Here is a 23,408-nt window from a genome sequence, read left to right as displayed (position 1 = left end):
TAGATGGAAAGTTTACAAGACGAGATAAGGGAGATCCGTAAGGAACTTCGTTTGGCGATGAACGGGGTGATTTCTACGAGTATGCGTGAGAAAGGTATCGTATATAAGTTAAATTTCGGGGTTCCGTACCCCGAAATAAAGGGAATCGCCCGTAAGCATAAACCGAATGGAGAGCTAGCGGCGGCTTTATGGAAAGAAGACATCCGTGAGTTTAAGATATTGGCGACCTTTCTCCAACCCGCCGAGACGTTGCCTTTGGATGAGGCGAAACGTTGGGTCAAGGAGATTCCTTATTTAGAGATCGCGGAGCATTGTTGCCGGAACTTGTTCGTTCATCTGCCTTATATGGAGGACTTCACGTCTGATCTGGTTGCTGATAAGAAAAATGAGTTCGCTCGCACGGTCGCCTTTCTTACTTGGGCCGAGAATTTCAAGCGAGGTGGCAGCTTATCTTCTGTGGTTTTAGGATCTTTCTTGGCAGAAACCTTAAGTAGTCTAGCGGAGACTAAGGATTTTAAATCTACGCTGAAAGAGAAACAAGCGTCTATTCAAGCCATGAAGTTTTATGGGCGTCAATCCGAGGGGAATGCGGAAAGGATCCTAGACGGTTTCAAGGAATTTCAGGAGGCTGCGGGAAACACGCCGGAATTACAAGAAATCTATAATGAATTAAAATTCGAGTTTGAATATTATCGGTAAGGCTTTGCGTTTAAAATAAATGCGCTAACTTTGTCGTTTGTGCGGTCTTTAGGAGATGGAAGCGAAAGTTTATACGGAAATACGTGCGTTGTTTACCGAATATCTAACGGAGAAGAAACTGCGGAAAACCGAGGAGAGATATGCTATATTCAAGGAGATATGTGCTTTTCCCGGTCATTTTGATGTGTGTATGCTTTCGGATCGGTTGGAGCAAGACAACTTCCATGTCAGTAAGGCAACACTCTATAATACGTTGGATGTACTGGTTGATGCCGGTTTGGTGGTGCGTCATCAAATAACCGTCCAGTCGGTGCAATATGAGTTGAGGATTTATGCTGATACGCATTTGCATTTGGTTTGTACGAGATGCGGGACCATGCGGGAGCTGCGAAATAGTGCGTTGAAAGCGGATATGAGAAACTTGAAAGTCTCTCGTTTTACGCCGGAGTATTATTGTTTGTACATTTATGGCCTGTGCAGTAAATGCAAGTTTAAGCAGCAAAGGTCAGTTAAATAAGAATATTAATAGCCTATAATAAATATAGAAAAGATGAAAGTAGACGTTTTGTTAGGATTGCAATGGGGCGACGAGGGCAAAGGCAAGGTTGTCGATGTGCTGACTCCGAATTACGATGTGGTAACTCGTTTTCAAGGAGGCCCTAATGCCGGACATACATTGGAGTTTAACGGGGAAAAGTATGTGTTACGTTCGATTCCTTCCGGTATTTTCCAAGGTGGAAAAATAAACGTAATCGGTAACGGTGTCGTTCTGGACCCGTTATTGTTCAAGCAGGAAGCGGAATCATTGGCAGCGAGTGGTCACGATATCACCAAGCAGCTTTATATCTCTAAGAAAGCTCACCTAATTTTACCTACTCACCGGATCTTGGATGCCGCTTACGAGGCCGCAAAAGGTTCCGGAAAGATCGGTACGACTGGAAAGGGTATCGGCCCGACTTATACGGATAAGATTAGCCGTAACGGTGTTCGTGTGGGCGATTTATTGCATAACTTCGAAGAGAAATATGCGGCCGCTAAAGCAAAACATGAAGCGATCTTGCGTTCATTGAACTATGAATATGATATAACCGAGATGGAGGCTCAATGGATGGAGGCCTTGAACTATCTCAAACAATTCAAATTGATTGATAGCGAGCATGTCATCAATAACTATTTGAAGGAAGGTAAGTCGGTCTTGGCGGAAGGCGCTCAAGGTACGATGCTGGATATAGACTTCGGTTCTTATCCATTCGTGACTTCCTCTAACACGATCTGTGCCGGATGTTGTACGGGACTGGGTGTTTCTCCCCGGAATATCGGTGAGGTATATGGAATCTTCAAGGCTTATTGTACACGTGTAGGTAGCGGTCCGTTCCCGACCGAGTTGTTTGATGAGGTGGGAGATAAGATCGGTCAATTAGGCCATGAGTTCGGTGCGGTTACGGGACGTAAACGTCGTTGTGGCTGGATTGATTTGGTAGCCTTGAAATATGCCGTGATGATCAACGGTGTAAGCCAATTGATCATGATGAAGAGTGATGTGTTGGATACCTTCGATACGATCAAGGCTTGCGTGGCTTATAAGATGAATGGTGTCGAGACTAATGAGTTCCCGTATGAGATCGATGATACGATCGAACCTGTATACGTGGAATTACCGGGTTGGAAGACGGACATGACGAAGATGCAGAGCGAGGATGAGTTCCCGGAGGAGTTCAACGCTTACCTTTCTTTCTTGGAGGAAGAACTGGGTGTGCCTGTGAAGATCGTTTCCGTAGGACCGGATCGTGAACAGACGATTGTCAGATATACAGAAGAATAAACTCGTTATAAATCGTACAAAATGGCAGAAGACCACATTCCTCAAGGGGTGTCTCCTGCCATTTTTGTCTTTGGCAAACTTTTTGTCGTTGTTTTATAAAACTAAATAAGATAGAAATTTATGAGTATGTATTGGATTATATTTATTGGATTTGCGCTATTGAGTTGGCTGGTGTCATCCCGCCTTCAGGGCAAGTTTGAGAAGTATTCGAAAATCCCTATGCCGAATGGCATGACAGGAAAAGATGTCGCTGAGAAGATGTTGCATGACAATGGTATCTATGATGTAAAGGTGATTTCTACACCCGGACATCTGACGGACCATTACAATCCCGCTAACCAGACGGTGAACTTGAGTGAGTCGGTTTATTATAGCAATAGTATCGCCGCCGCTGCGGTTGCCGCCCATGAGTGCGGTCACGCTGTGCAGCATGCTACCGCTTACGCTCCGTTGAGAATGCGTTCGGCCTTGGTTCCGGTTGTTAGTTTCGCCTCTAATATCATGACATGGGTGTTGTTGGGTGGTATGTTATTATTGCATACGTTTCCTCAGTTATTGTTATTCGGTATAATCTTGTTCGCTACGACTACGCTATTTAGCTTTATCACGCTTCCGGTCGAGATCAATGCCAGCCAACGTGCTTTAGCGTGGTTGAGCAATGCCGGTATAACAAATGCTTATACGCATGATAAGGCAGAGGATGCTTTACGTTCCGCTGCTTATACGTACGTGGTCGCCGCGTTAGGTTCGCTTGCTACATTATTATATTATATAATGATATTCTTGGGGGGAAGAAGCCGGGATTGATAAGCCTCGGAAGAGGCTTTCCATGGATGCCCATTGTAAGGATGTTTGAATGCCCATTGTAAGATGCTTATAACTGCGATTGTAAGCTCCTTACAGTGGGCATTGTTATTTTCTTATTTATTTCGAGCAAAAACATTACCTTTGCGGACAGAATAATCATTTAAAACATAAGATCATGCAAAAACCTTCCATACCCAAAGGTACCCGGGACTTTTCGCCGGAGGAAATGGCGAAACGTAATTATATATTCAACACGATCCGTGAAGTATTTCACTTGTATGGCTTCCAGCAAATAGAGACTCCTGCCATGGAAAACCTTTCTACATTGATGGGTAAATATGGCGAGGAAGGGGATAAGCTCCTTTTCAAGATATTGAATTCCGGAGATTGTTTCGCGGGCATCTCAGATGAGGAGTTAATGGAAAAGAACCCGTTGAGATTTGCTGCTAAGGCTTGTGAGAAAGGCTTGCGTTATGATTTGACCGTTCCGTTCGCTCGTTACGTGGTACAACATCGTAATGAGATCAGTTTTCCGTTCAAACGTTACCAGATCCAACCGGTTTGGCGTGCCGATCGTCCGCAAAAGGGACGTTACCGGGAGTTCTACCAATGTGATGGCGACGTTGTGGGTTCTGATTCCTTGATCAATGAGGTGGAACTGATCCAGATTATGGACGAGGTGTTCCATCGTTTTGGCATTCGTGTGTGTATCAAGATGAACAATCGTAAGATCCTTTCCGGTATTGCCGAAATCATAGGCGAGGCGGATAAGATCGTAGACATTACGGTAGCTATCGACAAGCTGGATAAGATTGGCTTGGACAACGTGAATGAAGAGCTTCGTTCCAAGGGTTTACCCGAGGAGGCGATCGAGCGTTTGCAGCCGATCATTATGCTGCAGGGTTCAAATCAAGAAAAGATCGCTACCTTGAAAGAGGTATTATCTGCGTCTGAGACTGGTTTGAAAGGTGTAGCCGAATTGGATTTTATTTTGGAGCGCATCTCTCATACGTCAATCCGTGCGGAATTAGAGCTTGATCTGACATTAGCTCGCGGCTTAAACTATTATACAGGTGCGATTTTCGAGGTGAAAGCCTTGGACGTACAGATCGGTAGTATCACGGGTGGTGGTCGCTATGACAACCTGACAGGGGTATTTGGCATGGAAGGCGTATCTGGTGTCGGTTTCTCTTTCGGCGCTGATCGTATCTTTGATGTATTGAACCAATTGGATTTATATCCGGAAGGATCTTTGAAGACTACACAGCTTCTATTCGTGAACTTCGGACAGAAAGAGGAGATTCATTTATTGCCGCTGATCGCTAAGGTTCGTAAGGCGGGGATTCGTACAGAGCTATATCCTGAGTCTACTAAGATGAAAAAGCAAATGGGATATGCGGACGCTAAGAAAATCCCGTTCGTTGCGATAGTCGGAGAGAATGAGATGGCCGAGAATAAAATCAACTTAAAGAATATGCTCACGGGTGAGCAAACCCTTGTGACTATCGAGGAGCTGATAGAACGCTTTTAGAGAATAGTGGATTATGGAACACGGACTACACGGATGACACGGTATTAGTATTTATCCGTGTGTTCCGTGTCATCCGTGTAGTCCGTGTTTAAATGGTTCTAAACTTATAAATTAATGAAACGACCATGAAAATACCTGTTTTTATACTCTCAATATCTTTATACCTTTCTTCCTGCTCTTTCACCCCCCGGGCCGAGTGGGTAACGACAACCGAGAATACCCCTTGGGCTGAGCAACCCGATCTGATCTCCGCCCTTGCGGATACGATACCTAATATTGATATAACAATTCTAACAGAAAAGCATCAACAACAAATTGATGGTTTCGGAGCCTGTTTTAATGAATTAGGTTGGCTTTCCTTGAGTAAGCTGGAGCCAAGTGTACGTGAGGAAATCATGGAAGAGCTTTTCTTCCCCGGAGTCGGAGCCAACTTCACGATTTGCCGGATGCCTGTAGGAGCAAATGATTTCTCCCGTGATTGGTATTCGTATGACGAGGTAGACGGTGATTTCACGATGGAACATTTTACCATCGCCAATGACCAACAAACGTTGATCCCTTTTATCAAGAACGCCCAAAAGTATCAGCCAGACTTACGCTTGTGGGCTTCCCCGTGGTGCCCTCCTGCTTGGATGAAATATAACAAACACTATGCCTCTGCCTATACGGGTGAGAATTATGACGAGAAGTATCGAAATGGCTTGCCGGCCGATAAGGTCGGCCATGAAGGTACGGATATGTTTATCCAAGACTCTCTTTACCTGAAAGCCTATGCCCTCTATTTCTCTAAATTTATCGAGGCCTATAAGAAACACGGAATTCCAATCTTTGCCATAATGCCCCAGAACGAGTTCAACTCTGCGCAAATATTCCCGAGTTGTTGTTGGACATCGGCTTCTTTGGCTAATTTTATCGGTAATTATCTCGGGCCGGCCATGCAGGTTCAAGGAGTGGATATTATGTTCGGCACGATGGAACGTGCGAATGAGTCGCTTGTTGATACGGTATTGACAGATCCCGCTAGTGGTAAATATGTAAAAGGTGTCGGTTTCCAATGGGCGGGTAAGGGAGCTATCGCCGGAATCCACAAACGTTATCCCGGGTTGAAGCTTTACCAAACCGAGCAAGAATGTGGAGATGGCAAGAACGATTGGAAGGGTGCCATGTATTCTTGGGGGTTGATGCGACATTTTCTGGATAATGGCGTTTCTGCCTATATGTATTGGAATATATCTTTGGAAAATGGAGGGATCAGTCGTTGGGGATGGGCGCAAAACTCATTGGTTGTCGTAGATCCGCAAACCAAGAGCTATCGATATACTCCGGAATACTACGTGATGAAACATGTCAGCCATTATGTCCAGCCCGGTGCATATAAATTAGAAACGGAAGGAGCCTATACGAATCTGCTGGCATTCCGTAACCCGGATAACAGTATCGCCTTGATTATCGCCAATGAGACCAGTGATGATCGTTCCCTTTCCATCCGCATAGGCGATCGAGTCTATACTCCGATCGTAAAAGCATATTCCATGAATACGCTGCTGGTCGATTGATAATCCTTTTGAGAGATGCAAAAAGACAAGTTGTCAGTTATCTCTTCGGATATTTGTCTATTTCGTCCGAAATATTGTCAGTCGAACTCGGGTGAATACGTTTGGCACACTATTCGCATAGACTTAGGCGTGAACACAAAGTTCATAAACTAAAAACGTAATATTATTAACATTTAAAATACCAAGAAAATGAACATTAGACCATTAGCAGACCGCGTGCTGATTAAGCCGGCCGTTGCGGAAGAGAAAACATTAGGTGGAATTATTATTCCTGACTCAGCAAAGGAAAAGCCTTTAAAGGGTGAGATTGTAGCCGTAGGTAACGGAACGAAAGACGAGGAGATGGTTGTAAAGGTTGGTGATAACGTATTGTATGGTAAGTATGCAGGTACGGAAATCGAACTAGACGGTGAGAAATACTTGATCATGCGCCAAGCAGACGTTTTAGCTATTATCTAATTCATTTTTATAAACAACAATATTAAAAAGAGATACAATCATGGCAAAAGAGATTAAATACGATATGGATGCCCGCGACCTTTTGAAGAAAGGTGTGGATGAGTTGGCTAATGCTGTTAAGGTAACATTAGGCCCGAAAGGTCGTAACGTAATTATCGAGAAGAAATTCGGAGCTCCTCACATCACGAAAGATGGTGTAACGGTTGCTAAAGAAGTTGAGTTGACTTGCCCGTTCGAGAACATGGGTGCTCAATTAGTTAAGGAAGTGGCTTCCAAGACAAACGATAACGCCGGTGACGGTACGACTACAGCTACGGTTTTGGCTCAGTCTATCATTGGTGTCGGTTTAAAGAACGTTACTGCCGGAGCGAACCCGATGGATTTGAAACGTGGTATCGACAAGGCTGTCGCTAAGGTTGTAGAGAGCATCGCTAACCAAGCTGAGGCTGTAGGTGATAAGTTCGAGAAGATCGAGCATGTAGCGAAGATCTCCGCAAATGGTGACGAGGCTATCGGTAAGTTGATCGCGGAGGCTATGCAACGTGTGAAGACTGAAGGTGTTATCACGGTTGAGGAAGCTAAAGGTACTGAAACTACAGTTGACGTAGTTGAGGGTATGCAGTTCGACCGCGGTTATATCTCTCCGTACTTCGTAACGGATACAGAGAAGATGGAGTGCCAGATGGAGAATCCGTATATCTTGATTTATGACAAGAAGATCTCCGTATTAAAAGACCTTCTTCCTATCCTTGAGCCGACCGTACAGAGCGGACGTCCTCTTTTGATCATCGCTGAGGATATCGACAGCGAGGCTTTGGCTACATTGGTAGTGAATCGTCTGCGTGGTTCCTTGAAGATCTGCGCTGTTAAGGCTCCGGGCTTCGGCGACCGTCGTAAGGCTATGTTGGAAGATATCGCTGTATTGACAGGCGGTACGGTTATCTCTGAGGAGAAAGGTTTGAAATTGGAAGGTGCTACAATGGATATGCTAGGTACCGCTGAGAAGATCACGGTAGACAAAGATACCACTACCATTGTAAATGGTGCTGGTGACAAGGAGGCTATCCAAGCTCGTATCGGCCAGATCAAGATCCAGATGGAGAATACGACATCTGATTATGATAAAGAGAAATTGCAAGAGCGTTTGGCTAAGATGGCCGGCGGTGTAGCTGTTCTTTACGTAGGTGCTCCTTCTGAGGTTGAGATGAAAGAGAAGAAAGACCGTGTGGATGACGCATTACACGCAACTCGTGCCGCTATCGAAGAAGGTACGGTGCCCGGTGGTGGTGTTGCCTATATCCGTGCTATCGATGCATTGGAAGGTATGAAGGGCGACAACGAGGACGAGACTACAGGTATCGAGATCGTTAAGCGCGCTATCGAGGAGCCGCTTCGCCAGATCGTAGCTAACGCTGGTAAGGAAGGTGCCGTTATCGTTCAGAAAGTGAAGGAAGGCAAGGGCGACTTCGGTTACAACGCTCGTAAGGACTGTTTCGAGAATTTGTGCGAGGCTGGTGTAATCGACCCAGCTAAGGTAACTCGCGTAGCATTGGAGAACGCTGCTTCTATCGCAGGTATGTTCTTGACTACTGAGTGCGTGATCGCTGAGAAAAAAGAAGAGACTCCTGCTATGCCTCCGATGAATCCGGGTATGGGCGGCGGAATGGGTGGTATGATGTAATCGACTCCCGTGATTAATGATATGGGCGGCCGTTCCGGAAGGGACGGTCGCTTTTTTTATTTTCATTTGCTTGCTAATTGGAAAAAACGATTACCTTTGTATGCGCAATACCGATAGGTTGCGCTTCAGAATGATTAAAAAAAGCCCAGGTGGCGGAATTGGTAGACGCGCTCGTTTCAGGTGCGAGTGGTTTTGCGATCGTGCAGGTTCGAGTCCTGTTCTGGGCACTTCCCAAAATAGAAAAAATGCAATCCTATACAGAAGACGAAATTGTAGTACAGCTCCGGGACCCGGCCCGACAACGTGAGGCCTTTGCCAAGGTCGTAAGCTTGTATGGCGAGAAGTTGTATTGGCATATACGAAAGATGGTACTGGATCATGAGGATGCGAACGACTTACTCCAAAATACATTTTTGAAAGCTTGGACGAACATCGAGCTTTTTCGCGGTGAGGCCAAATTATCTACATGGCTTTATAAGATCGCGATCAACGAGTGCATTACTTTCCTAAATAAACAGCGAAATATGAATAACGTATCTATCGACGATGCGGATACCTTTTTGCTGGAACGTTTGAAAGGGGATGAATACTTCGATGGTGACGAGATACAGGTAAGATTGCAAAACGCTATTCTTACCTTGCCGGAGAAACAACGCTTGGTTTTCAATATGAAGTATAACGAGGAGATGAAGTACGAGGAGATGTCCGAGATACTAGGTACCTCTGTCGGGGCTTTGAAGGCCTCGTATCATCATGCGGTGAAAAAAATCGAGGAGTTTTTAACAAAAGAGGTTTAAACCTTTTGCCCGAATCGCTGTCAAAGCAATATAAAAAGAGAAAAAGTATGAAAAAAGAAGAAAACAACCTAGATCGCTTGAAAGGAACTAATCCTTTCACTGTACCGGAAGGGTATATGGAAGGGCTTACGGAGCGGATCATGAGTCAGCTCCCCGAGAAGCAGGAGGAGAGGGCGAAACGGATTTCCTTGATGGATCGTGTTCGTCCGTGGTTGTACATGGCTGCGGTATTCGCTGGTCTTGGTTTGTTTTTCAAGGCTATCGTGGGAATAAACGGTTCCGATGGTAGTACTGCGTCTGATTCTTTACTGGTCCGGACGGAAGTCCCGACAACGGCTTTAGACGCTATTGAAGCGGAAGAAGATGAGGAGTATTTGGAGTATTTGGAAGCTCAGTACGCCAATTATCTCTTAGATGAGGAACTTTCCTATTCTGAATAAAGTTTAAAATAGTAATTTTATCGAAGATTTTTGTAATAATACTTGTATGAATAAAATATTTTTCATTACATTTGTAGCGATTTCGGTTCTACTCTCTTTCAATGCTACGGCACAAGAGAAGAAAGAGCAAAGACATTTTGATAGAGAGGCATTCGAAGCAAGGCGGAATGCTTTTATTACGGCTGAAGTTGGCCTTACACCTGAGGAAGCTGCACAATTTATTCCTTTATGCAATGAGTTGCGACAGAAAAAATTTGAGGTAGGTCGTGAATGTCGTAAGTTATCAAAAGAAATTCGACATAAGGAGAATCCGACAGATGCTGATTATAACAAAGTGATAGACGAATGTCTGGATGTTGAGATAAAAGAGGCACAGTTGGAAAAAGAGTATTTTGAGAGATTCAAGAAGATACTTTCTCCCGAAAAGGTCTATAAGTACCGAAATGCGGAATATAAGTTTGTCCGGAATTTCATGAAGAGTGGTCGGGACAATAAAAAGGAAGAAAAACAGAAAAAGTAAAATATTATCATTATTTGTTTTTTTTGTTTAGATTTAGTTTTGGCGTTTAAGTTAAGGGAGGGGTGGCGACGTGATGTCGGTTCCCCTTTTGTTTTGCCCTTATCCTTGCTTTATAAGCCTTTGGCCTTGGCTTCATTCCACAGTTGATCCATTTCCTCCAATGTCATATCTTTCAAGGAACGACCTTCTTGGATCGTGTGCTCCTCTAGATAATTAAAACGGCGGATAAACTTCTGGTTCGTGCGTTCCAATGCGTTGTCCGGATTTATTTTGTATAGGCGGGCAGCGTTGATCAAGCTAAAGAAGAGATCTCCGAACTCAGCTTCCATCTTATCTGCGTCCATCCTGTCTATCTCGGTTTTCAACTCATTAAATTCCTCCTGTACCTTATCCCATACTTGATCACGTTGTTCCCAGTCGAAACCTACGTTACGGGCCTTATCTTGGATACGATGCGCTTTTACTACGGATGGGAGGGAAGCGGGAACACCCTCCAGTACGGTTTTGTTACCCCCCTTTTCTTTCAACTTAAGCTGCTCCCAGCTTTGCTCTACCTTTTGAGCGGTATCGGCGGAGGTATCTCCGAATACGTGTGGATGGCGGTAAATCAGTTTCTGGCAAAGGCTGTCGCAGACATCCTTGATATCGAAAGCTTCTTTTTCCTCGCCGATCTTGGAGTAAAAGACGATGTGCAATAACAGGTCTCCTAATTCTTTTTTTATGTTTGTGTTATCCTCACGCATCAAGGCCTCGCATAGTTCATAGGTTTCCTCGATCGTATTCGTGCGGAGGCTCTCGTTTGTCTGTTTACGATCCCAAGGGCATTTTACCCGTAATTCATCCAGAATGTCGAGTAATTGCCCGAAGGCTTCCATCTTCTCTTCTCTAGTTGCCATATTATTTACTTATTCTATAATGATTGTAAAAGAAAGAGGGCAGGGTAGAACCCGGCCCTCTGTTTGTTTTATTGTTGTTCTTTCTTGAATTCTTTCAATCCGTTTTGAAGGAACTGGATGTATTTGGAAACATCCTCATTGAATGCGTATGAAGGTCCGAGCGGCTGTCCCTCGTCATTCAATAAGATGTAGAATGGCTGGGCATTAGAACCGAACTTGCTTCGTTGCAAATAACTCCATTTATCACCGATCGTCTTCAGCTTACGAGTCTTTCCGTTCTCTTGGATCTCGATGGGTTGCGGGAGTTTCGTCTTATCGTCTACCATGAGAGTGATTAGCACGTAATCATTTTCTAGCATTTGCTTCACCTTAGGATCCGTCCAAACGGAAGCCTCCATCTTACGGCAGTTTACGCAACCGAAACCGGAGAAGTCGATCATGACGGGTTTATTTACCTTCTTGGCATAAGCCATACCGGATTCATAATCGTCGAACGCGGCGTGTACCTCGTTTTTGTATAGATTGAAATCTTGTGTATACAACGGAGGAGCGAACGCGCTGATCGCCTTTAACGGAGCGCCCCAAAGTCCCGGAACCATGTAAATGGCGAAAGCGAAAGAGATAATCGCCATGAACAGACGAGGAACAGATACATATTTTACTTCGCTATCGTGGCTAAACTTGATCTTGCCTAATAGATAAACACCCAATAAGCTGAAGATCACGATCCAAAGCACGATAAAAGCCTCACGGTCTAGTAAACGCCAGCCATACGCTAAATCCGCTACGGAAAGGAACTTCAAAGCCAATGCCAACTCCAAGAAGCCCAATACGACCTTCACGGAATTCAACCATCCGCCGGATTTCGGCATACTTTGCAGCATATTCGGGAAGATGGCGAAGACACTGAACGGGATGGATAACGCCAAGGCGAAACCAAACATACCGATAGCCGGTCCTACCGCCGTACCCATAGAAGCAGCCTGTACCAACAAGGTTCCGATAATCGGGCCCGTACAAGAGAAAGATACCAATACCAACGTAAACGACATAAAGAAAATACTCAATACGCCGGTCGTCGAATCGGCCTTGCTATCCAATTTGCTAGTCCATGACGCAGGTAATACCAGCTCGAAGGCTCCGAAGAAGGAGACTGCGAATACTACCAACAGCAAGAAGAACAGGATATTAAAGATCGCGTTCGTTGATAAATCATTCAATGCGCTCGCTCCGAAGATACCGGTGATCAACAAGCCCATCACCAAATAGATTACGATAATAGATAACCCATAGGTGATAGCGTCGCGAATCGCTTTCTTACGATCTTTCGTACGTTTCAGGAAGAAGCTAACCGTCATAGGGATCATCGGCCAAACGCAAGGAGTCAATAAGGCGATCAAACCTCCCAAGAAACCCGCGAAGAAGATGAATAACCAAGAGGTATCCGCCGCCGATACCGTAGCGTCGCCGAACGATTTCAATTGGTCGATCACCGGAGACCAAAGATTCGGGCTATCGGTTAAGCTGTCGGACGCTTTAGGAGATGTCGTAGCCGGTGTCTTTTTAGCGGCAGGGTCCGGAGTGTTCAACTCGCTGGCCTCTTCCGCTACGACTTGCGTATCCGGCTGTATGGCCGTGGCGTCCTCTTTATCCACCTCTGTAGTCGAGCTATTAGCTGCCAGAGCTGGATCTACATGGATACTTTTCTTATCGAAAGAGAAAGGTATTTGATCTGGGGGAAGGCAAGTCTCGTCATTACAAGCCATAAATTCCACCTCGCCCTCTACCTTGAATTTAGCGGGATCGGTAACTTTTAGTTTTTGGATGAACGATACCGTACCCGGATACCAACGAAGATTCATGGCAAATTGCTCGTCGTAAACCGTGGTCGGCTTTACAGAAGGAACCGGTTGACCAATCAGTTCAGCTCCATTCAATGTCTCGAATGTGAAAGATGTAGAAACAGGACCTCCTTCCGGCAGGTTCATGTCATACAGGTGCCAACCTTTGTCCGCCGTGGCGGTAAAGACGATCTCTTTCTCGGGTGCGCCGCCCTTGTCGTCTAGTTTAATTTTCCACTTGACAGGCGTAAGTATTTGTGCCTGCGCTACCAGCGCTATTAGCGCCAGCATGATCGAACTGATGAGCTTCTTCATTTTTTGTCCTTTATTGATAGATTACTTTGCTGTCGATGTGAATTTCTCCGGGATCCGTGTCTCGAAGCGCATCTCCTCGCCTGTTACCGGGTGGATGAAACAGAGCCTGCGGGCATGGAGCATCAAGCGTCCGGCGGGATTTGTCTCCGCCCCGTATTTAGAGTCTCCGGCTATCGGATGGCCGATGGATTGCATCTGCGCACGGATTTGGTTCTTGCGTCCCGTCTCCAGATCGAGTTCCACGAGCGAATAACGATTGTTCGTTTGCAGGAGTCGGTAGCGTGTGATCGCTTCCTTCCCGTCACCATCTTGTGTCACGTACACTTGCATATGCTTGTTCTCCACGAGGTTGGATACGATCAAATCCGTGTCTTTCTCCGGCCGTCCCTCTATCACGGCCACGTAGGTCCGTTGCGTGATAGCCTCGCTCCAGTTGGACTGTAGTTGCTCTTTTACCTTCTGGTTCTTGGCGAACATCATGATACCCGATGTGTCTCGGTCCAGACGGTGCAAGACGAATATCTTGTTGCGAGGGTCGCATTCTTTCAAGTAATCGCTCAGGATACGGTAGGCCGTACGCTCTTTGATACGATCGGTAGATACGGATAGCAAACCTTCCCGCTTGTTGATCACGATGAGGTCATCATCTTCCCAAACAATTCTAAGTAACGGATTGTTGAATTCCACCTTCCCTCTTCCATAGTTGATCCCGACCGTATCGTTAGGGTTCAGCGGGGCATCGAACTGCCGGGTGACTTTCCCGTTTACCGAGATCTGTCCCCTGCTCAATAATCCTTTCACGGATGAACGGCTTTGCTCTTTTAATAACTCGAACAGGAAAGGTAGCAAAGTGTTACTTTCACCCACCGTTACCTGTCGTTCTTTAGAGGGTTTACGTCGATTATCCCCTCCTTTATACTCAGATCGCTTTCTCATATCTATTTTTTATAGTACGCGAAGATACAGGCATTTACGCGAAACTGCAATAGCGTGGAATAGAAAAACCGTTATAAATAGTTTGCTTGTTATAGGAATAAACCTTCAAATCCCCGGATGTAAAAGTAATTGCCATTCACTCTATTTTCAAAATAGCGGCGTGGTCTTTATAAATCACGTCGTGATCTGTATAAACCACGACTTGGTCTGTACAAACCATGTCGTGGTTTATAGAATAGTGGCGTATCCGAGAGAGAATGCCTATTGTCTCGGCCGACTATATTTCCCGATGCTCAGCGTTTTTTGTCTATATTTTTTGTACTTTCGCGGATCGAGAAATGTGTAAAGACTAATTAGTTATAAAAATATGGAAATCGCTAGTAAGTACAATCCCGCTGAAGTAGAGGGGAAGTGGTATCAGTATTGGTTGGATAACGGCTTCTTTAAGTCAAAGCCAGACGGTCGTGAGCCGTATACGATTGTAATCCCGCCCCCTAACGTCACCGGCGTATTGCACATGGGACATATGCTTAACAATACGATCCAAGATATCTTGGTTCGCCGTGCCCGTATGATGGGTAAGAACGCTTGTTGGGTACCGGGTACGGACCATGCTTCGATCGCTACGGAGGCGAAAGTGGTGAATCGTTTGGCCGGGCAAGGAATCAAGAAGACCGATCTGACTCGCGACGAGTTCTTGCGTCACGCTTGGGAATGGAAAGAAGAGCATGGCGGCATTATCTTGAAGCAACTTCGTAAATTGGGGGCTTCCTGCGATTGGGATCGTACGGCGTTCACGATGGACGAGAAACGTTCGGAAAGCGTCATCAAGGTTTTTGTCGATCTATATAAGAAGGGCTTGATCTACCGGGGCGTGCGTATGGTGAATTGGGACCCTAAGGCGTTGACGGCCCTGTCCGATGAGGAGGTTATCTATAAGGAAGAGCATAGTAAGTTGTACTATCTTCGCTATAAGATCGTAGGCGAGGAGGGATACGCCATTGTCGCCACTACCCGTCCGGAGACGATTATGGGAGATACGGCGATGTGTATCAACCCGAACGACCCGAAGAACCAACATCTGAGAGGAAAGAAAGTGATCGTTCCGCTGGTAGGCCGTGAGATTCCGGTGATCGAGGATGATTACGTGGATATAGAGTTCGGTACGGGCTGTTTGAAAGTGACCCCCGCGCACGATGTAAACGACTATATGTTGGGCGAGAAATATAATTTGCCTTCTATCGATATATTTAACGATAACGGTACGTTGAGCGAGGCTGCCGGCCTGTATGTGGGCATGGATCGTTTCGATGTCCGCAAGCAGATCGAGGAAGACTTGCGTAACGCCGGTCTTTTGGAGAAGGTAGAGGCTTACGAGAACAAGGTGGGTTTCTCGGAGCGTACGAACGTGCCTATCGAACCGAAATTGTCTATGCAATGGTTCTTGAAGATGGAACATCTAGCCCAGATCGCCTTGGAGCCGGTCATGAAGGACGATATCAAGTTCTATCCGCCGAAGTTCAAGAACACCTACCGCCATTGGATGGAGAATATCAAGGACTGGTGTATCAGCCGTCAGCTTTGGTGGGGACACCGTATCCCGGCTTACTTCTTGCCGGAAGGTGGTTACGTGGTAGCCGAGACGGAAGAGAAAGCTTTGGAACTGGCGAAAGAGAAATGTGGTAACCCGAATCTGACCATGTCTGATTTGCGTCAGGACGAGGACGTATTGGATACTTGGTTCTCCTCTTGGTTGTGGCCGATCTCCCTGTTCGACGGTATCAATAACCCGGATAACGAGGAAATCAATTATTACTATCCGACCAGTGATTTGGTAACCGGACCGGATATCATCTTCTTCTGGGTAGCCCGTATGATTATGGCCGGCTATGAGTACAGAGGGAAAATGCCGTTCAAGAGCGTCTACTTTACGGGTATCGTTCGCGATAAGCTGGGACGTAAGATGTCCAAATCTTTAGGAAACTCTCCCGATCCGTTGCAATTGATCGAGCAATACGGTGCGGACGGCGTGCGTATGGGCTTGATGCTCGCGGCTCCTGCCGGAAATGATATTCCTTTCGATGATGCTTTGTGTGAGCAAGGACGTAACTTCAATAATAAGATATGGAATGCTTTCCGCTTGGTGAAGGGCTGGACGGTAGACGATACGATCGCTCAGCCGGAGGCTTCCGCTATCGCCGTGAAATGGTTCAAGATGCAGCTGGATAAGACGATTGCCGAGGTAGACGACTCTTTCAGTAAATATCGTCTGAGCGAAGCGATGATGGCTGTCTATAAATTGTTCTGGGATGAGTTCTCCTCATGGTATCTGGAGATGGTAAAACCGGGGTATCAGCAGCCGATCGACAAGGCTACTTATGAGGCTACGTTAGGTTTCTTCGATGCCTTGCTTCGTTTGCTTCATCCTTTCATGCCGTTTATTACCGAGGAATTATGGCAAGCCCTTGAGCCTCGTAAGGAAGGTGAGAGCTTGATGGTTGCCCAAATGCCGGAAGTAGCTGTTGCGGATAGCGCTTATTTGGATGCTTTCGAGATCGTGAAAGAGATCGTTGGTGGTGTCCGTACCATTCGTTTGCAAAAGAATATACCGAATAAGGATGCGCTGGAATTGCAGATCGTGGGTGAGCACAATGAGGCGTTCAACGCCGTAATCGCTAAGATGTGCAATCTCTCTTCCATCTCCAAGGTAGAGGAGAAAGCGGCCGGTGCTGTATCGTTCTTGGTCCGTACGACTGAATATGCCGTACCTTTAGGCAATCTGATCAATGTGGAGGAAGAGTTGGCTAAGCTTCAAGAAGAATTGAAATACCAAAAAGGTTTCTTGGCTTCTGTCATGAAGAAATTAGGCAATGAGAACTTCGTGAGCAAAGCCCCGGCGAAAGTAATCGAGATGGAGAAGAAAAAGCAAGCCGATGCCGAATCGAAGATTAAGTCTATCGAGGAAAGTATCGCTGCCTTGACAAAATAAATAGAACGGCCGTTTCTTTGAAATAAGAGCCTATATCAATCTTTTTTTGGTTGATATAGGCTTTTTGTTGTATAAGTTGAAAATGTGATATTAAACTTGTTTATGTTGATGTCTTGGCATTTAAATTTTTATTAACTTGCCGGGCATTGAATAATGGATAGTCGTGCTAACTTTTCAAGGTATATATGAAGAGATTGTTTTTTATTGGTTGTTGGACGTTGATTCTAACTTTGCTTATTCCGGATAGGGCGAAAGGTGACACGTTTGTCGATAGCTTACGAAGAGAAATCAAGGTTTTGCCGGATAGTAGTAAACTAATACGCTTGAACGAATTACTTTATGCCAATACGCATAACAAAGTATATAAAGTATATGCGGATTTGCTATTAGAAGAGGCACAGAGGCAACGTAACGATTATTACAAAGGAAATGCCTTACTATTCTTGATGCGTTATTACTATATGCAAGATCCGGATAGCTTGCGAATATATTTGAAAATAGCGGAACCCCTTTTCATCGCGACAAACCGGATCGAGGAATTATGTAGGGCGAAAGGATGGAATATCTATTCTTTAGCGAATGAGGGGATGCAGGGATTGGTAATCCGGGAGGTGGATAGCTTGAGGAATCTTGCGACCTGTTTTAATTATCCGGATGGGGTGGATATGGCAAACCAAGCTTTAGCGAATTTCTATTTTAATATAGGATTGGATGAGGAGGGTATTCAATTAAGCCGGGAGATCTTATCTCGCATGGAAGAACGTAATGCCTCTAGGATGCGTTGGTATTACGTGTTACGGCTGTTGCTTACGAAGGATTTGCGATTGGAGTATTTGAATAAATTGGATTCTTGCATACAAGAGTGCGAGAAAGAGGGCATTACTCAATTGGATGCGGAACATACTGTCGCTTTTTTAAAAGATCGCTATCATTATTACTCGGCCCAGTATTACGTGGCGGAAAAAGAGCCTTCCTTGGTTTATCAGCACTTGAGGATGATGGAGGATATCGAAAAGAAGAATAATATGAATGCCGAGCAAATCCTGCCTCAATTCCTTTGGATGAATTATTACGCTTTAGCGGGGAAATATGAGAAGGCCATTGATTTGGCGAACAAATTGGAACTAATGCTCTTGGATAAGAAACGCTTTAGTGATTGGGTCTCAGTGGAGGATTTTAAGGCGGATCTCTATTATAAGCTTGGAAGAGGGATGGAAGCGGCTAGGGCTTACAGAGATTCTAAAGAAGTGCACGACTCGATTATGCGGGTAAAATATTACGAGGATTTAGCGAAGTTGAAAACCCAACGAGAGGTGGAAAAACTAGAGATACAAAGTAAGAAACTGGAGCTAGAGGCGGAAAAGTCGCGTGTCCGTATCTTGATGCTTCGAGGAGGATTTGTCTTGGTGTTGTTACTATGTGCGGGCTTGGGTATAGTCGCCTATGCCCGTCATCGTGCGGGGATACGATTAAAGATCGCAAAAGAGAAAGCGGAGGAGGCGGATCACCTGAAATCTGCGTTCTTGGCAAACATGAATCATGAGATCAGGACGCCATTGAACGCCATCGTCGGATTCTCGCAGGTGATCGCCGATGAGGAAGATGCGGAAACTCGTCATGAACTCTCCAATATTATACAAAGTAATAATGAATTGTTGCAACGCTTGATAGAAGACGTATTGGATATATCGAAAATCGAGTCGAATACGTTGACTTTCGTTTTGGCGAATCATGAAATGAAGGCTTTAATGAAAGATATCTATAGTATCATTTTATTACGTATGCCCGAAAATGTAGAACTTCGATTGGATGATTGCCAACCTTTTACGCTTTATACCGATCGGAGTAGATTAACGCAAGTCCTCACTAATTTATTGACGAATGCTATCAAGCACACGAAAAAAGGTTATATTTGCTTCGGGTATGACGTGACGGAGCAGGAAATCCGCTTTTATGTGACGGATACAGGCGAGGGAATCCCGGACGACCAATTGGAACGGGTTTTCGATCGTTTTGTCAAGTTGACGCAATGGACCAATGGAGTCGGCTTGGGATTGGCTATCTCCAAGGCTTTGGTCACAAAGCTCGGCGGTCGTATAGAAGTGACTTCCCAGCAAGGGGTAGGCTCTACCTTTAGCGTTATTTTCCCAAGATAAACAGTATACATTATATATAATATTGTAATAGACCATGAAACACTCAAGACGTACATTTTTTAAACAAGGATTGGCGGGTGCCCTTTTATTAGGTACCTCCACGATCGCCCGGGCCGCTTTGCCGGACCCTGTAAAGCCAAAAGCCCCGAAGGCCGTAAACCCGTTCCATCTGGGAATGGCGGGATATACTTTCGTTAATTTTGATTTAGATACGACGTTGAAGACGTTGGAACGATTAGATATCCATTATCTTTGCATCAAGGATTTCCATTTGCCGTTGAATAGTACGGATGAGCAGATTAGGGCTTTTCATGATAAATGCGCTGCCCATAAAGTGACGGGATATGCCGTAGGTCCTATTTATATGAAGAGTGAGGAAGAGATAGATCGTGCGTTTGATTATGCGAAGCGGGTAGGAGTGAAGTTAATCGTCGGTGTCCCGAATTACGAGCTTTTACCCTATGTGGATAAAAAAGTGAAGGAGTATGATTTTCATTACGCTATCCACTTGCACGGTCCTGATATTAAGACGTATCCCGATGCTACGGACGTTTGGGAGCATACGAAGGATTTAGACCCCCGTATCGGTATGTGTCTGGATGTCGGGCATGACTTGCGAAACGGCTGTGATCCTGTCGCCGACTTGAAGAAATACCATACCCGGGTATTCGATATGCACATCAAGGACGTGACGGATTCTTCGAAGGCGGGAGTCGGGATCGAGATCGGTCGTGGAAAGATCGACTTCCCTGCGCTGATCCGTATGATGCGGGAAGTTAATTACACGGGAATGTGTAGCTTGGAATACGAGAAAGACATGAAAGACCCCTTCTTGGGGATCGCGGAGTCTATCGGCTATTTCAAGGCTGTGAGTGATTTGACATAATGTGGGGGCGTAAATCGCCCCCTTTTAAATAGATGAAGATGAGAAGCATTCTTTTTATAGGCATAGCGGGTTTGTTGTCCGCTTGTAGCACGATTAATTATGTAGGTATCGAGACGTATAATCCTGCGGAGGTGACGTTTCCTGAGAATGTCGCCAAGGTACTTATCGTAAACAATGCCGTCCCCCAACCGGAGGATGCGGGTTACGAATACACCTTGCAGGGAGAAAAGCAGGATACTTGCAAAGCGAAAGCGGATAGTGCGCTGTTTGACGCTTGCCGTACTTTAGGGGAGGCTATCGTGGAGGCTTCTTATTTTAACGACGTATTGCTTTACCATGATGGGGTTCGAAAGGATAATCAGGCGTTTCTGGATACGAAACTTACCCAAGGGCAAGTAGCGTCGCTATGCGATGAGACCGGTGCCGATGCGGTTATCTCCATCGACCGCTTGCTGTTCGATATGAAGAAAAGCGTAGGTACCTTGGGCGAAGGGTATGTAATGGGAATGATCGACGTGCAGATGGCTGGCGTGATACGCAGTTACGTTCCCGATCGTGAGGCTCCACTGGCGACGGTACATATGAAAGATAGTATTTATTGGGCGGAAAGTGCGGATTATATGCCGATCTTGGATAAGGTATTGCCCTCTCCGGAGAATGCTTTGCGTGGGGCCGGTAAATATTTCGGGGCGAAGGTCTACGCTAATTTTGTTCCTCATTGGGAGAAGGAGACTCGTTGGTACTTTACCGGAATGGGTTCACGTTGGAAAGAGGCTTCCGCTTATGCGGCTAATGAGAAATGGGATATGGCGGAAGATCGTTGGTCCGGGCTTTACCGGGGTACGGAAAACTGGAAAAGCCGGGCGAAGGCGGCCTCTAATCTGGCCCTATGCCATGAGATGAGAGGAGCTTTAAAAGAAGCCTATGAGTGGGCTCATAAATCATACGATTTATTCAAGCGTAATAATGGTGATAATGATAAGAGTACCAAATTATTGGAACTCTATGTACAGGCGTTGGCCGAACGAATTCGTTCCGATAAGAAACTAAATGTGCAATTTGGTGAGGATTAACGGCGTTATTCGGTGAATTATTATTACTTTTGACGCATATTCGAATAAAGGAGAATTAATATATGAACGCAAATATGGCAAAGGTTCAATCCCTCATCGAGAACGCTTTTACGTCGGCTGTTGAAAAGCTGGCCAAGGATGAGTCCGGTAATTTTATAAGCGACTTATATGTGCAGGCTGATGCGGAAAGCGGGGAACTGCAAATTTATGATGATGAGGAGCATTTGATCGAAAAGATCGTTATCTTCGATTGGGTGAACTCGAACGAGGAGGAGAACGCATTCAATAAGCGGGTTGCCGCTTCGGTGAAGGCGGTTCTTACGATCTTGTCTACCAAGAATATTTTTGACGTCCCCCGATTCATGAAGCCTCTTTCTGTTAGCTTGACCGATGAGGATTTTGTTGTAATAGAGGAACTTCTCTTCATCGATGATGATATGCTTCGTCTGGACGATCCTCTATTAAAAGATTTAGATGCAGATTTAGATGATTTTTTAGCGAATCTTCTTGCAGATGTCAAATAAACCCTGTATCTTTGCGCCCGAAATAAAGAAACAAATGTTGCCGAAATAGCTCAGCTGGTAGAGCAACGCATTCGTAATGCGTAGGTCGCCGGTTCAAGTCCGGCTTTCGGCTCACAAAATTAGGCAGTTATCTTTTTAGGTAACTGCCTAATTTTGTTTGATAAGGCTGCGGTTCTAGCGAGGTTTGGGAGGTAAGGTTAAACTGGGTGTTAAACCGGAAATGCAATGAACGCAACAGCGTTATTATTTGCGTCAAATTTGCGTCACCAAATGCAACAAAACGCCAAAACAAAACGATTTTTATCAATAAAAAAAGCGGCTACTTGTTTTGTAACCGCTTAATTTATTATTGGTGGAGCATATCGGACTCGAACCGATCACCTACAGACTGCCAGTCTGTCGCTCTAGCCAGATGAGCTAATGCCCCGTCTTGTTAATTCATGTGCAAATATAAGGCTTTTCTTGATATATGCGCTATCTTTGTATAAGAAATTTCAAGAGAAAGGAAAGAAGATGATAATTTATAATACGACTTTTCATATCCATAAGGATATCGTGGATGAATGTCTGGAATATTTGAAGAATAGTTATATACCGAAAGCCTCCGAGAGCGGTATCCTTTATAGTCCTTATTTGAGACGGATCTTGGATTCGCGGAATGAGGAAGGTGAAAGTTTTTCCGTACAGTTTCATACGAGGGATATCGATTCGTTGAATGAGTGGGTGCGTAAGGAAGGCGGAGCCTTGCAGCAAGATTTGATAGGACGTTATAAAGAGAAAATCGCAGGATTCTCTACCCTGTTGGAAGATATAGAGCTACCTAAATGATCAAGGACCGTATTATATTAGGCATAGACCCCGGTACGATCGTGATGGGATACGGAATCTTGAAGATCGAGGGGAATAAACCGAAGCTGGAAGCTATGGGAATCCTGCAATTGAATAAATATGAGGATCATTATCTCCGTCTGCGTAAGATATTCGAACGGGTCTTGGCCTTGATCGATCAATACCATCCGGATGAGTTGGCTATCGAGGCGCCTTTCTTCGGGAAGAACGTACAGAGTATGTTGAAACTCGGAAGGGCGCAAGGGGTAGCGATGGCTGCGGCCTTGGAGCGGGATATCCCGATCTTCGAGTACGCCCCTCTAAAAATCAAGCTCTCGATCACGGGGAATGGAAATGCGGCGAAAGAACAAGTGGCCGGCATGCTACAACGCTATCTGAAGATACCGGATGAGTCCATGCTTCCGCAATTGGACGCTACGGATGGGTTGGCGGCGGCTGTTTGTCATTATTTCCAAACCAATAATCCGATCTCGGAAAAGAAGTATACGGGATGGAAGGATTTTATCGCTAAGAACCCCGGGAAAGTCCGCTGATATGAGCTTAAAAAACATAGTTATGAAATTCTCAAACCATAACTAAGGTTCAAAGAATTCATAACTATGTTTTTATTTAGCCTAAACTGACCTTATTC

At 45.2% G+C, this 23,408-nt stretch carries 21 protein-coding genes and 3 tRNA genes; 20 read left to right on the top strand and 4 right to left on the bottom strand.

Annotated features, from left to right (window positions below; translation table 11 throughout):
• Positions 1-3 precede the first annotated feature (3 nt).
• The 12 genes from HMPREF0999_RS13340 (at position 4) to HMPREF0999_RS13285 (ending at position 10,312) form a co-directional block, all read left to right on the top strand.
• Positions 4-699 carry a DNA alkylation repair protein gene (locus HMPREF0999_RS13340; RefSeq protein WP_005858799.1) on the top strand — a complete coding sequence of 232 codons (696 nt, stop codon included), beginning with the start codon at positions 4-6 and terminating at the stop codon, positions 697-699.
• Between the two features lie 55 nt (positions 700-754).
• A complete protein-coding gene (locus HMPREF0999_RS13335) occupies positions 755-1,216 on the top strand; it encodes a Fur family transcriptional regulator (protein ID WP_005858797.1) in 462 nt (153 codons plus the stop codon).
• 33 nt (positions 1,217-1,249) lie between these two features.
• Entirely contained in the window at positions 1,250-2,521 is a 1,272-nt protein-coding gene (locus HMPREF0999_RS13330) for an adenylosuccinate synthase (protein WP_005858796.1), read from the top strand.
• A 120-nt stretch (positions 2,522-2,641) separates the two neighbouring features.
• Positions 2,642-3,328 carry a zinc metallopeptidase gene (locus HMPREF0999_RS13325; RefSeq protein ID WP_005868492.1) on the top strand — a complete coding sequence of 229 codons (687 nt, stop codon included), beginning with the start codon at positions 2,642-2,644 and terminating at the stop codon, positions 3,326-3,328.
• Between the two features lie 175 nt (positions 3,329-3,503).
• The gene (gene hisS, locus HMPREF0999_RS13320) at positions 3,504-4,859 is read left to right on the top strand and encodes a histidine--tRNA ligase (RefSeq protein WP_005858792.1); all 1,356 of its coding nucleotides are present in this window, start codon (positions 3,504-3,506) and stop codon (positions 4,857-4,859) included.
• Positions 4,860-4,984: 125 nt separating this feature from the next.
• On the top strand, positions 4,985-6,415 hold the full coding sequence (locus tag HMPREF0999_RS13315) for a glycoside hydrolase family 30 protein (RefSeq protein ID WP_009276139.1): 1,431 nt from the start codon (positions 4,985-4,987) through the stop codon (positions 6,413-6,415).
• 189 nt (positions 6,416-6,604) lie between these two features.
• Positions 6,605-6,874 (top strand): co-chaperone GroES, encoded by a 270-nt coding sequence (locus tag HMPREF0999_RS13310; protein WP_009276138.1) that lies wholly within the window; start codon positions 6,605-6,607, stop codon positions 6,872-6,874.
• A gap of 40 nt (positions 6,875-6,914) precedes the next feature.
• The gene (groL, locus tag HMPREF0999_RS13305; protein ID WP_005858786.1) at positions 6,915-8,555 is read left to right on the top strand and encodes a chaperonin GroEL; all 1,641 of its coding nucleotides are present in this window, start codon (positions 6,915-6,917) and stop codon (positions 8,553-8,555) included.
• 143 nt (positions 8,556-8,698) lie between these two features.
• Positions 8,699-8,782, top strand: a tRNA-Leu gene (locus tag HMPREF0999_RS13300).
• A gap of 18 nt (positions 8,783-8,800) precedes the next feature.
• A complete protein-coding gene (locus tag HMPREF0999_RS13295; protein WP_008772592.1) occupies positions 8,801-9,352 on the top strand; it encodes an RNA polymerase sigma factor in 552 nt (183 codons plus the stop codon).
• A 47-nt stretch (positions 9,353-9,399) separates the two neighbouring features.
• Entirely contained in the window at positions 9,400-9,792 is a 393-nt protein-coding gene (locus HMPREF0999_RS13290) for a hypothetical protein (RefSeq protein ID WP_005858784.1), read from the top strand.
• A gap of 46 nt (positions 9,793-9,838) precedes the next feature.
• Positions 9,839-10,312: a hypothetical protein gene (locus HMPREF0999_RS13285; protein WP_005858783.1), complete on the top strand. Its 474-nt coding sequence runs from the start codon at positions 9,839-9,841 to the stop codon at positions 10,310-10,312.
• A gap of 110 nt (positions 10,313-10,422) precedes the next feature.
• Here HMPREF0999_RS13285 and mazG read toward each other — a convergent pair whose 3' ends face one another.
• The 3 genes from mazG to HMPREF0999_RS13270 all read right to left on the bottom strand — a co-directional run bounded on the left by mazG (position 10,423) and on the right by HMPREF0999_RS13270 (position 14,300).
• Positions 10,423-11,208, bottom strand: coding sequence for a nucleoside triphosphate pyrophosphohydrolase (gene mazG / locus HMPREF0999_RS13280; protein WP_005858781.1), 786 nt, complete (start codon positions 11,206-11,208; stop codon positions 10,423-10,425).
• Positions 11,209-11,276: 68 nt separating this feature from the next.
• A complete protein-coding gene (locus tag HMPREF0999_RS13275; protein ID WP_009276137.1) occupies positions 11,277-13,364 on the bottom strand; it encodes a protein-disulfide reductase DsbD family protein in 2,088 nt (695 codons plus the stop codon).
• A 21-nt stretch (positions 13,365-13,385) separates the two neighbouring features.
• On the bottom strand, positions 13,386-14,300 hold the full coding sequence (locus tag HMPREF0999_RS13270; RefSeq protein ID WP_005858777.1) for an RluA family pseudouridine synthase: 915 nt from the start codon (positions 14,298-14,300) through the stop codon (positions 13,386-13,388).
• 367 nt (positions 14,301-14,667) lie between these two features.
• Between HMPREF0999_RS13270 and HMPREF0999_RS13265 the strand changes: the two genes are divergently transcribed.
• From HMPREF0999_RS13265 to HMPREF0999_RS13240, 6 genes are all read left to right on the top strand, one after another.
• Entirely contained in the window at positions 14,668-17,289 is a 2,622-nt protein-coding gene (locus HMPREF0999_RS13265; RefSeq protein WP_008779370.1) for a valine--tRNA ligase, read from the top strand.
• A 185-nt stretch (positions 17,290-17,474) separates the two neighbouring features.
• A complete protein-coding gene (locus HMPREF0999_RS13260; RefSeq protein ID WP_009276136.1) occupies positions 17,475-19,445 on the top strand; it encodes a sensor histidine kinase in 1,971 nt (656 codons plus the stop codon).
• 34 nt (positions 19,446-19,479) lie between these two features.
• Entirely contained in the window at positions 19,480-20,331 is an 852-nt protein-coding gene (locus HMPREF0999_RS13255; protein ID WP_005858771.1) for a sugar phosphate isomerase/epimerase family protein, read from the top strand.
• 38 nt (positions 20,332-20,369) lie between these two features.
• A complete protein-coding gene (locus HMPREF0999_RS13250; protein WP_008779372.1) occupies positions 20,370-21,404 on the top strand; it encodes a DUF6340 family protein in 1,035 nt (344 codons plus the stop codon).
• Between the two features lie 62 nt (positions 21,405-21,466).
• Positions 21,467-21,928, top strand: coding sequence for a hypothetical protein (locus HMPREF0999_RS13245; protein ID WP_005858768.1), 462 nt, complete (start codon positions 21,467-21,469; stop codon positions 21,926-21,928).
• Between the two features lie 39 nt (positions 21,929-21,967).
• A tRNA-Thr gene (locus HMPREF0999_RS13240) sits at positions 21,968-22,040 on the top strand.
• Positions 22,041-22,278: 238 nt separating this feature from the next.
• Here HMPREF0999_RS13240 and HMPREF0999_RS13235 read toward each other — a convergent pair.
• Positions 22,279-22,355: transfer RNA gene (locus HMPREF0999_RS13235), tRNA-Ala, on the bottom strand.
• A gap of 86 nt (positions 22,356-22,441) precedes the next feature.
• Between HMPREF0999_RS13235 and HMPREF0999_RS13230 the strand changes: the two genes are divergently transcribed.
• Together HMPREF0999_RS13230 and ruvC are read left to right on the top strand one after the other, a co-directional pair.
• Positions 22,442-22,756, top strand: coding sequence for a DUF4286 family protein (locus HMPREF0999_RS13230; protein WP_005858766.1), 315 nt, complete (start codon positions 22,442-22,444; stop codon positions 22,754-22,756).
• A complete protein-coding gene (gene ruvC / locus HMPREF0999_RS13225) occupies positions 22,753-23,310 on the top strand; it encodes a crossover junction endodeoxyribonuclease RuvC (protein WP_005858764.1) in 558 nt (185 codons plus the stop codon). The genes HMPREF0999_RS13230 and ruvC overlap by 4 nt, the downstream gene beginning before the upstream one ends.
• The last annotated feature ends 98 nt before the right edge of the window (positions 23,311-23,408 follow it).

It is taken from the genome of Parabacteroides sp. D25 (assembly GCF_000307475.1).
Classification (GTDB): domain Bacteria; phylum Bacteroidota; class Bacteroidia; order Bacteroidales; family Tannerellaceae; genus Parabacteroides; species Parabacteroides distasonis.
Note: the sequence above shows the minus strand (reverse complement) of the source record. Positions and strands in the feature narration are given on the sequence as shown.

What these genes read in the sequence shown, in the direction of transcription:
- HMPREF0999_RS13335 (WP_005858797.1), top strand. Translation starts at nt 755, where the DNA reads ATGGAAGCGAAAGTTTATACGGAAATACGTGCGTTGTTTACCGAATAT.
- groL (WP_005858786.1), top strand. Translation starts at nt 6,915, where the DNA reads ATGGCAAAAGAGATTAAATACGATATGGATGCCCGCGACCTTTTGAAG.
- HMPREF0999_RS13250 (WP_008779372.1), top strand. Translation starts at nt 20,370, where the DNA reads ATGAGAAGCATTCTTTTTATAGGCATAGCGGGTTTGTTGTCCGCTTGT.
- HMPREF0999_RS13285 (WP_005858783.1), top strand. Translation starts at nt 9,839, where the DNA reads ATGAATAAAATATTTTTCATTACATTTGTAGCGATTTCGGTTCTACTC.
- HMPREF0999_RS13265 (WP_008779370.1), top strand. Translation starts at nt 14,668, where the DNA reads ATGGAAATCGCTAGTAAGTACAATCCCGCTGAAGTAGAGGGGAAGTGG.
- HMPREF0999_RS13230 (WP_005858766.1), top strand. Translation starts at nt 22,442, where the DNA reads ATGATAATTTATAATACGACTTTTCATATCCATAAGGATATCGTGGAT.
- HMPREF0999_RS13340 (WP_005858799.1), top strand. Translation starts at nt 4, where the DNA reads ATGGAAAGTTTACAAGACGAGATAAGGGAGATCCGTAAGGAACTTCGT.
- HMPREF0999_RS13295 (WP_008772592.1), top strand. Translation starts at nt 8,801, where the DNA reads ATGCAATCCTATACAGAAGACGAAATTGTAGTACAGCTCCGGGACCCG.
- HMPREF0999_RS13275 (WP_009276137.1), bottom strand. Translation starts at nt 13,364, where the DNA reads ATGAAGAAGCTCATCAGTTCGATCATGCTGGCGCTAATAGCGCTGGTA.
- HMPREF0999_RS13270 (WP_005858777.1), bottom strand. Translation starts at nt 14,300, where the DNA reads ATGAGAAAGCGATCTGAGTATAAAGGAGGGGATAATCGACGTAAACCC.
- ruvC (WP_005858764.1), top strand. Translation starts at nt 22,753, where the DNA reads ATGATCAAGGACCGTATTATATTAGGCATAGACCCCGGTACGATCGTG.
- HMPREF0999_RS13255 (WP_005858771.1), top strand. Translation starts at nt 19,480, where the DNA reads ATGAAACACTCAAGACGTACATTTTTTAAACAAGGATTGGCGGGTGCC.
- HMPREF0999_RS13325 (WP_005868492.1), top strand. Translation starts at nt 2,642, where the DNA reads ATGAGTATGTATTGGATTATATTTATTGGATTTGCGCTATTGAGTTGG.
- hisS (WP_005858792.1), top strand. Translation starts at nt 3,504, where the DNA reads ATGCAAAAACCTTCCATACCCAAAGGTACCCGGGACTTTTCGCCGGAG.
- HMPREF0999_RS13260 (WP_009276136.1), top strand. Translation starts at nt 17,475, where the DNA reads ATGAAGAGATTGTTTTTTATTGGTTGTTGGACGTTGATTCTAACTTTG.
- HMPREF0999_RS13330 (WP_005858796.1), top strand. Translation starts at nt 1,250, where the DNA reads ATGAAAGTAGACGTTTTGTTAGGATTGCAATGGGGCGACGAGGGCAAA.
- mazG (WP_005858781.1), bottom strand. Translation starts at nt 11,208, where the DNA reads ATGGCAACTAGAGAAGAGAAGATGGAAGCCTTCGGGCAATTACTCGAC.
- HMPREF0999_RS13315 (WP_009276139.1), top strand. Translation starts at nt 4,985, where the DNA reads ATGAAAATACCTGTTTTTATACTCTCAATATCTTTATACCTTTCTTCC.
- HMPREF0999_RS13310 (WP_009276138.1), top strand. Translation starts at nt 6,605, where the DNA reads ATGAACATTAGACCATTAGCAGACCGCGTGCTGATTAAGCCGGCCGTT.
- HMPREF0999_RS13245 (WP_005858768.1), top strand. Translation starts at nt 21,467, where the DNA reads ATGAACGCAAATATGGCAAAGGTTCAATCCCTCATCGAGAACGCTTTT.
- HMPREF0999_RS13290 (WP_005858784.1), top strand. Translation starts at nt 9,400, where the DNA reads ATGAAAAAAGAAGAAAACAACCTAGATCGCTTGAAAGGAACTAATCCT.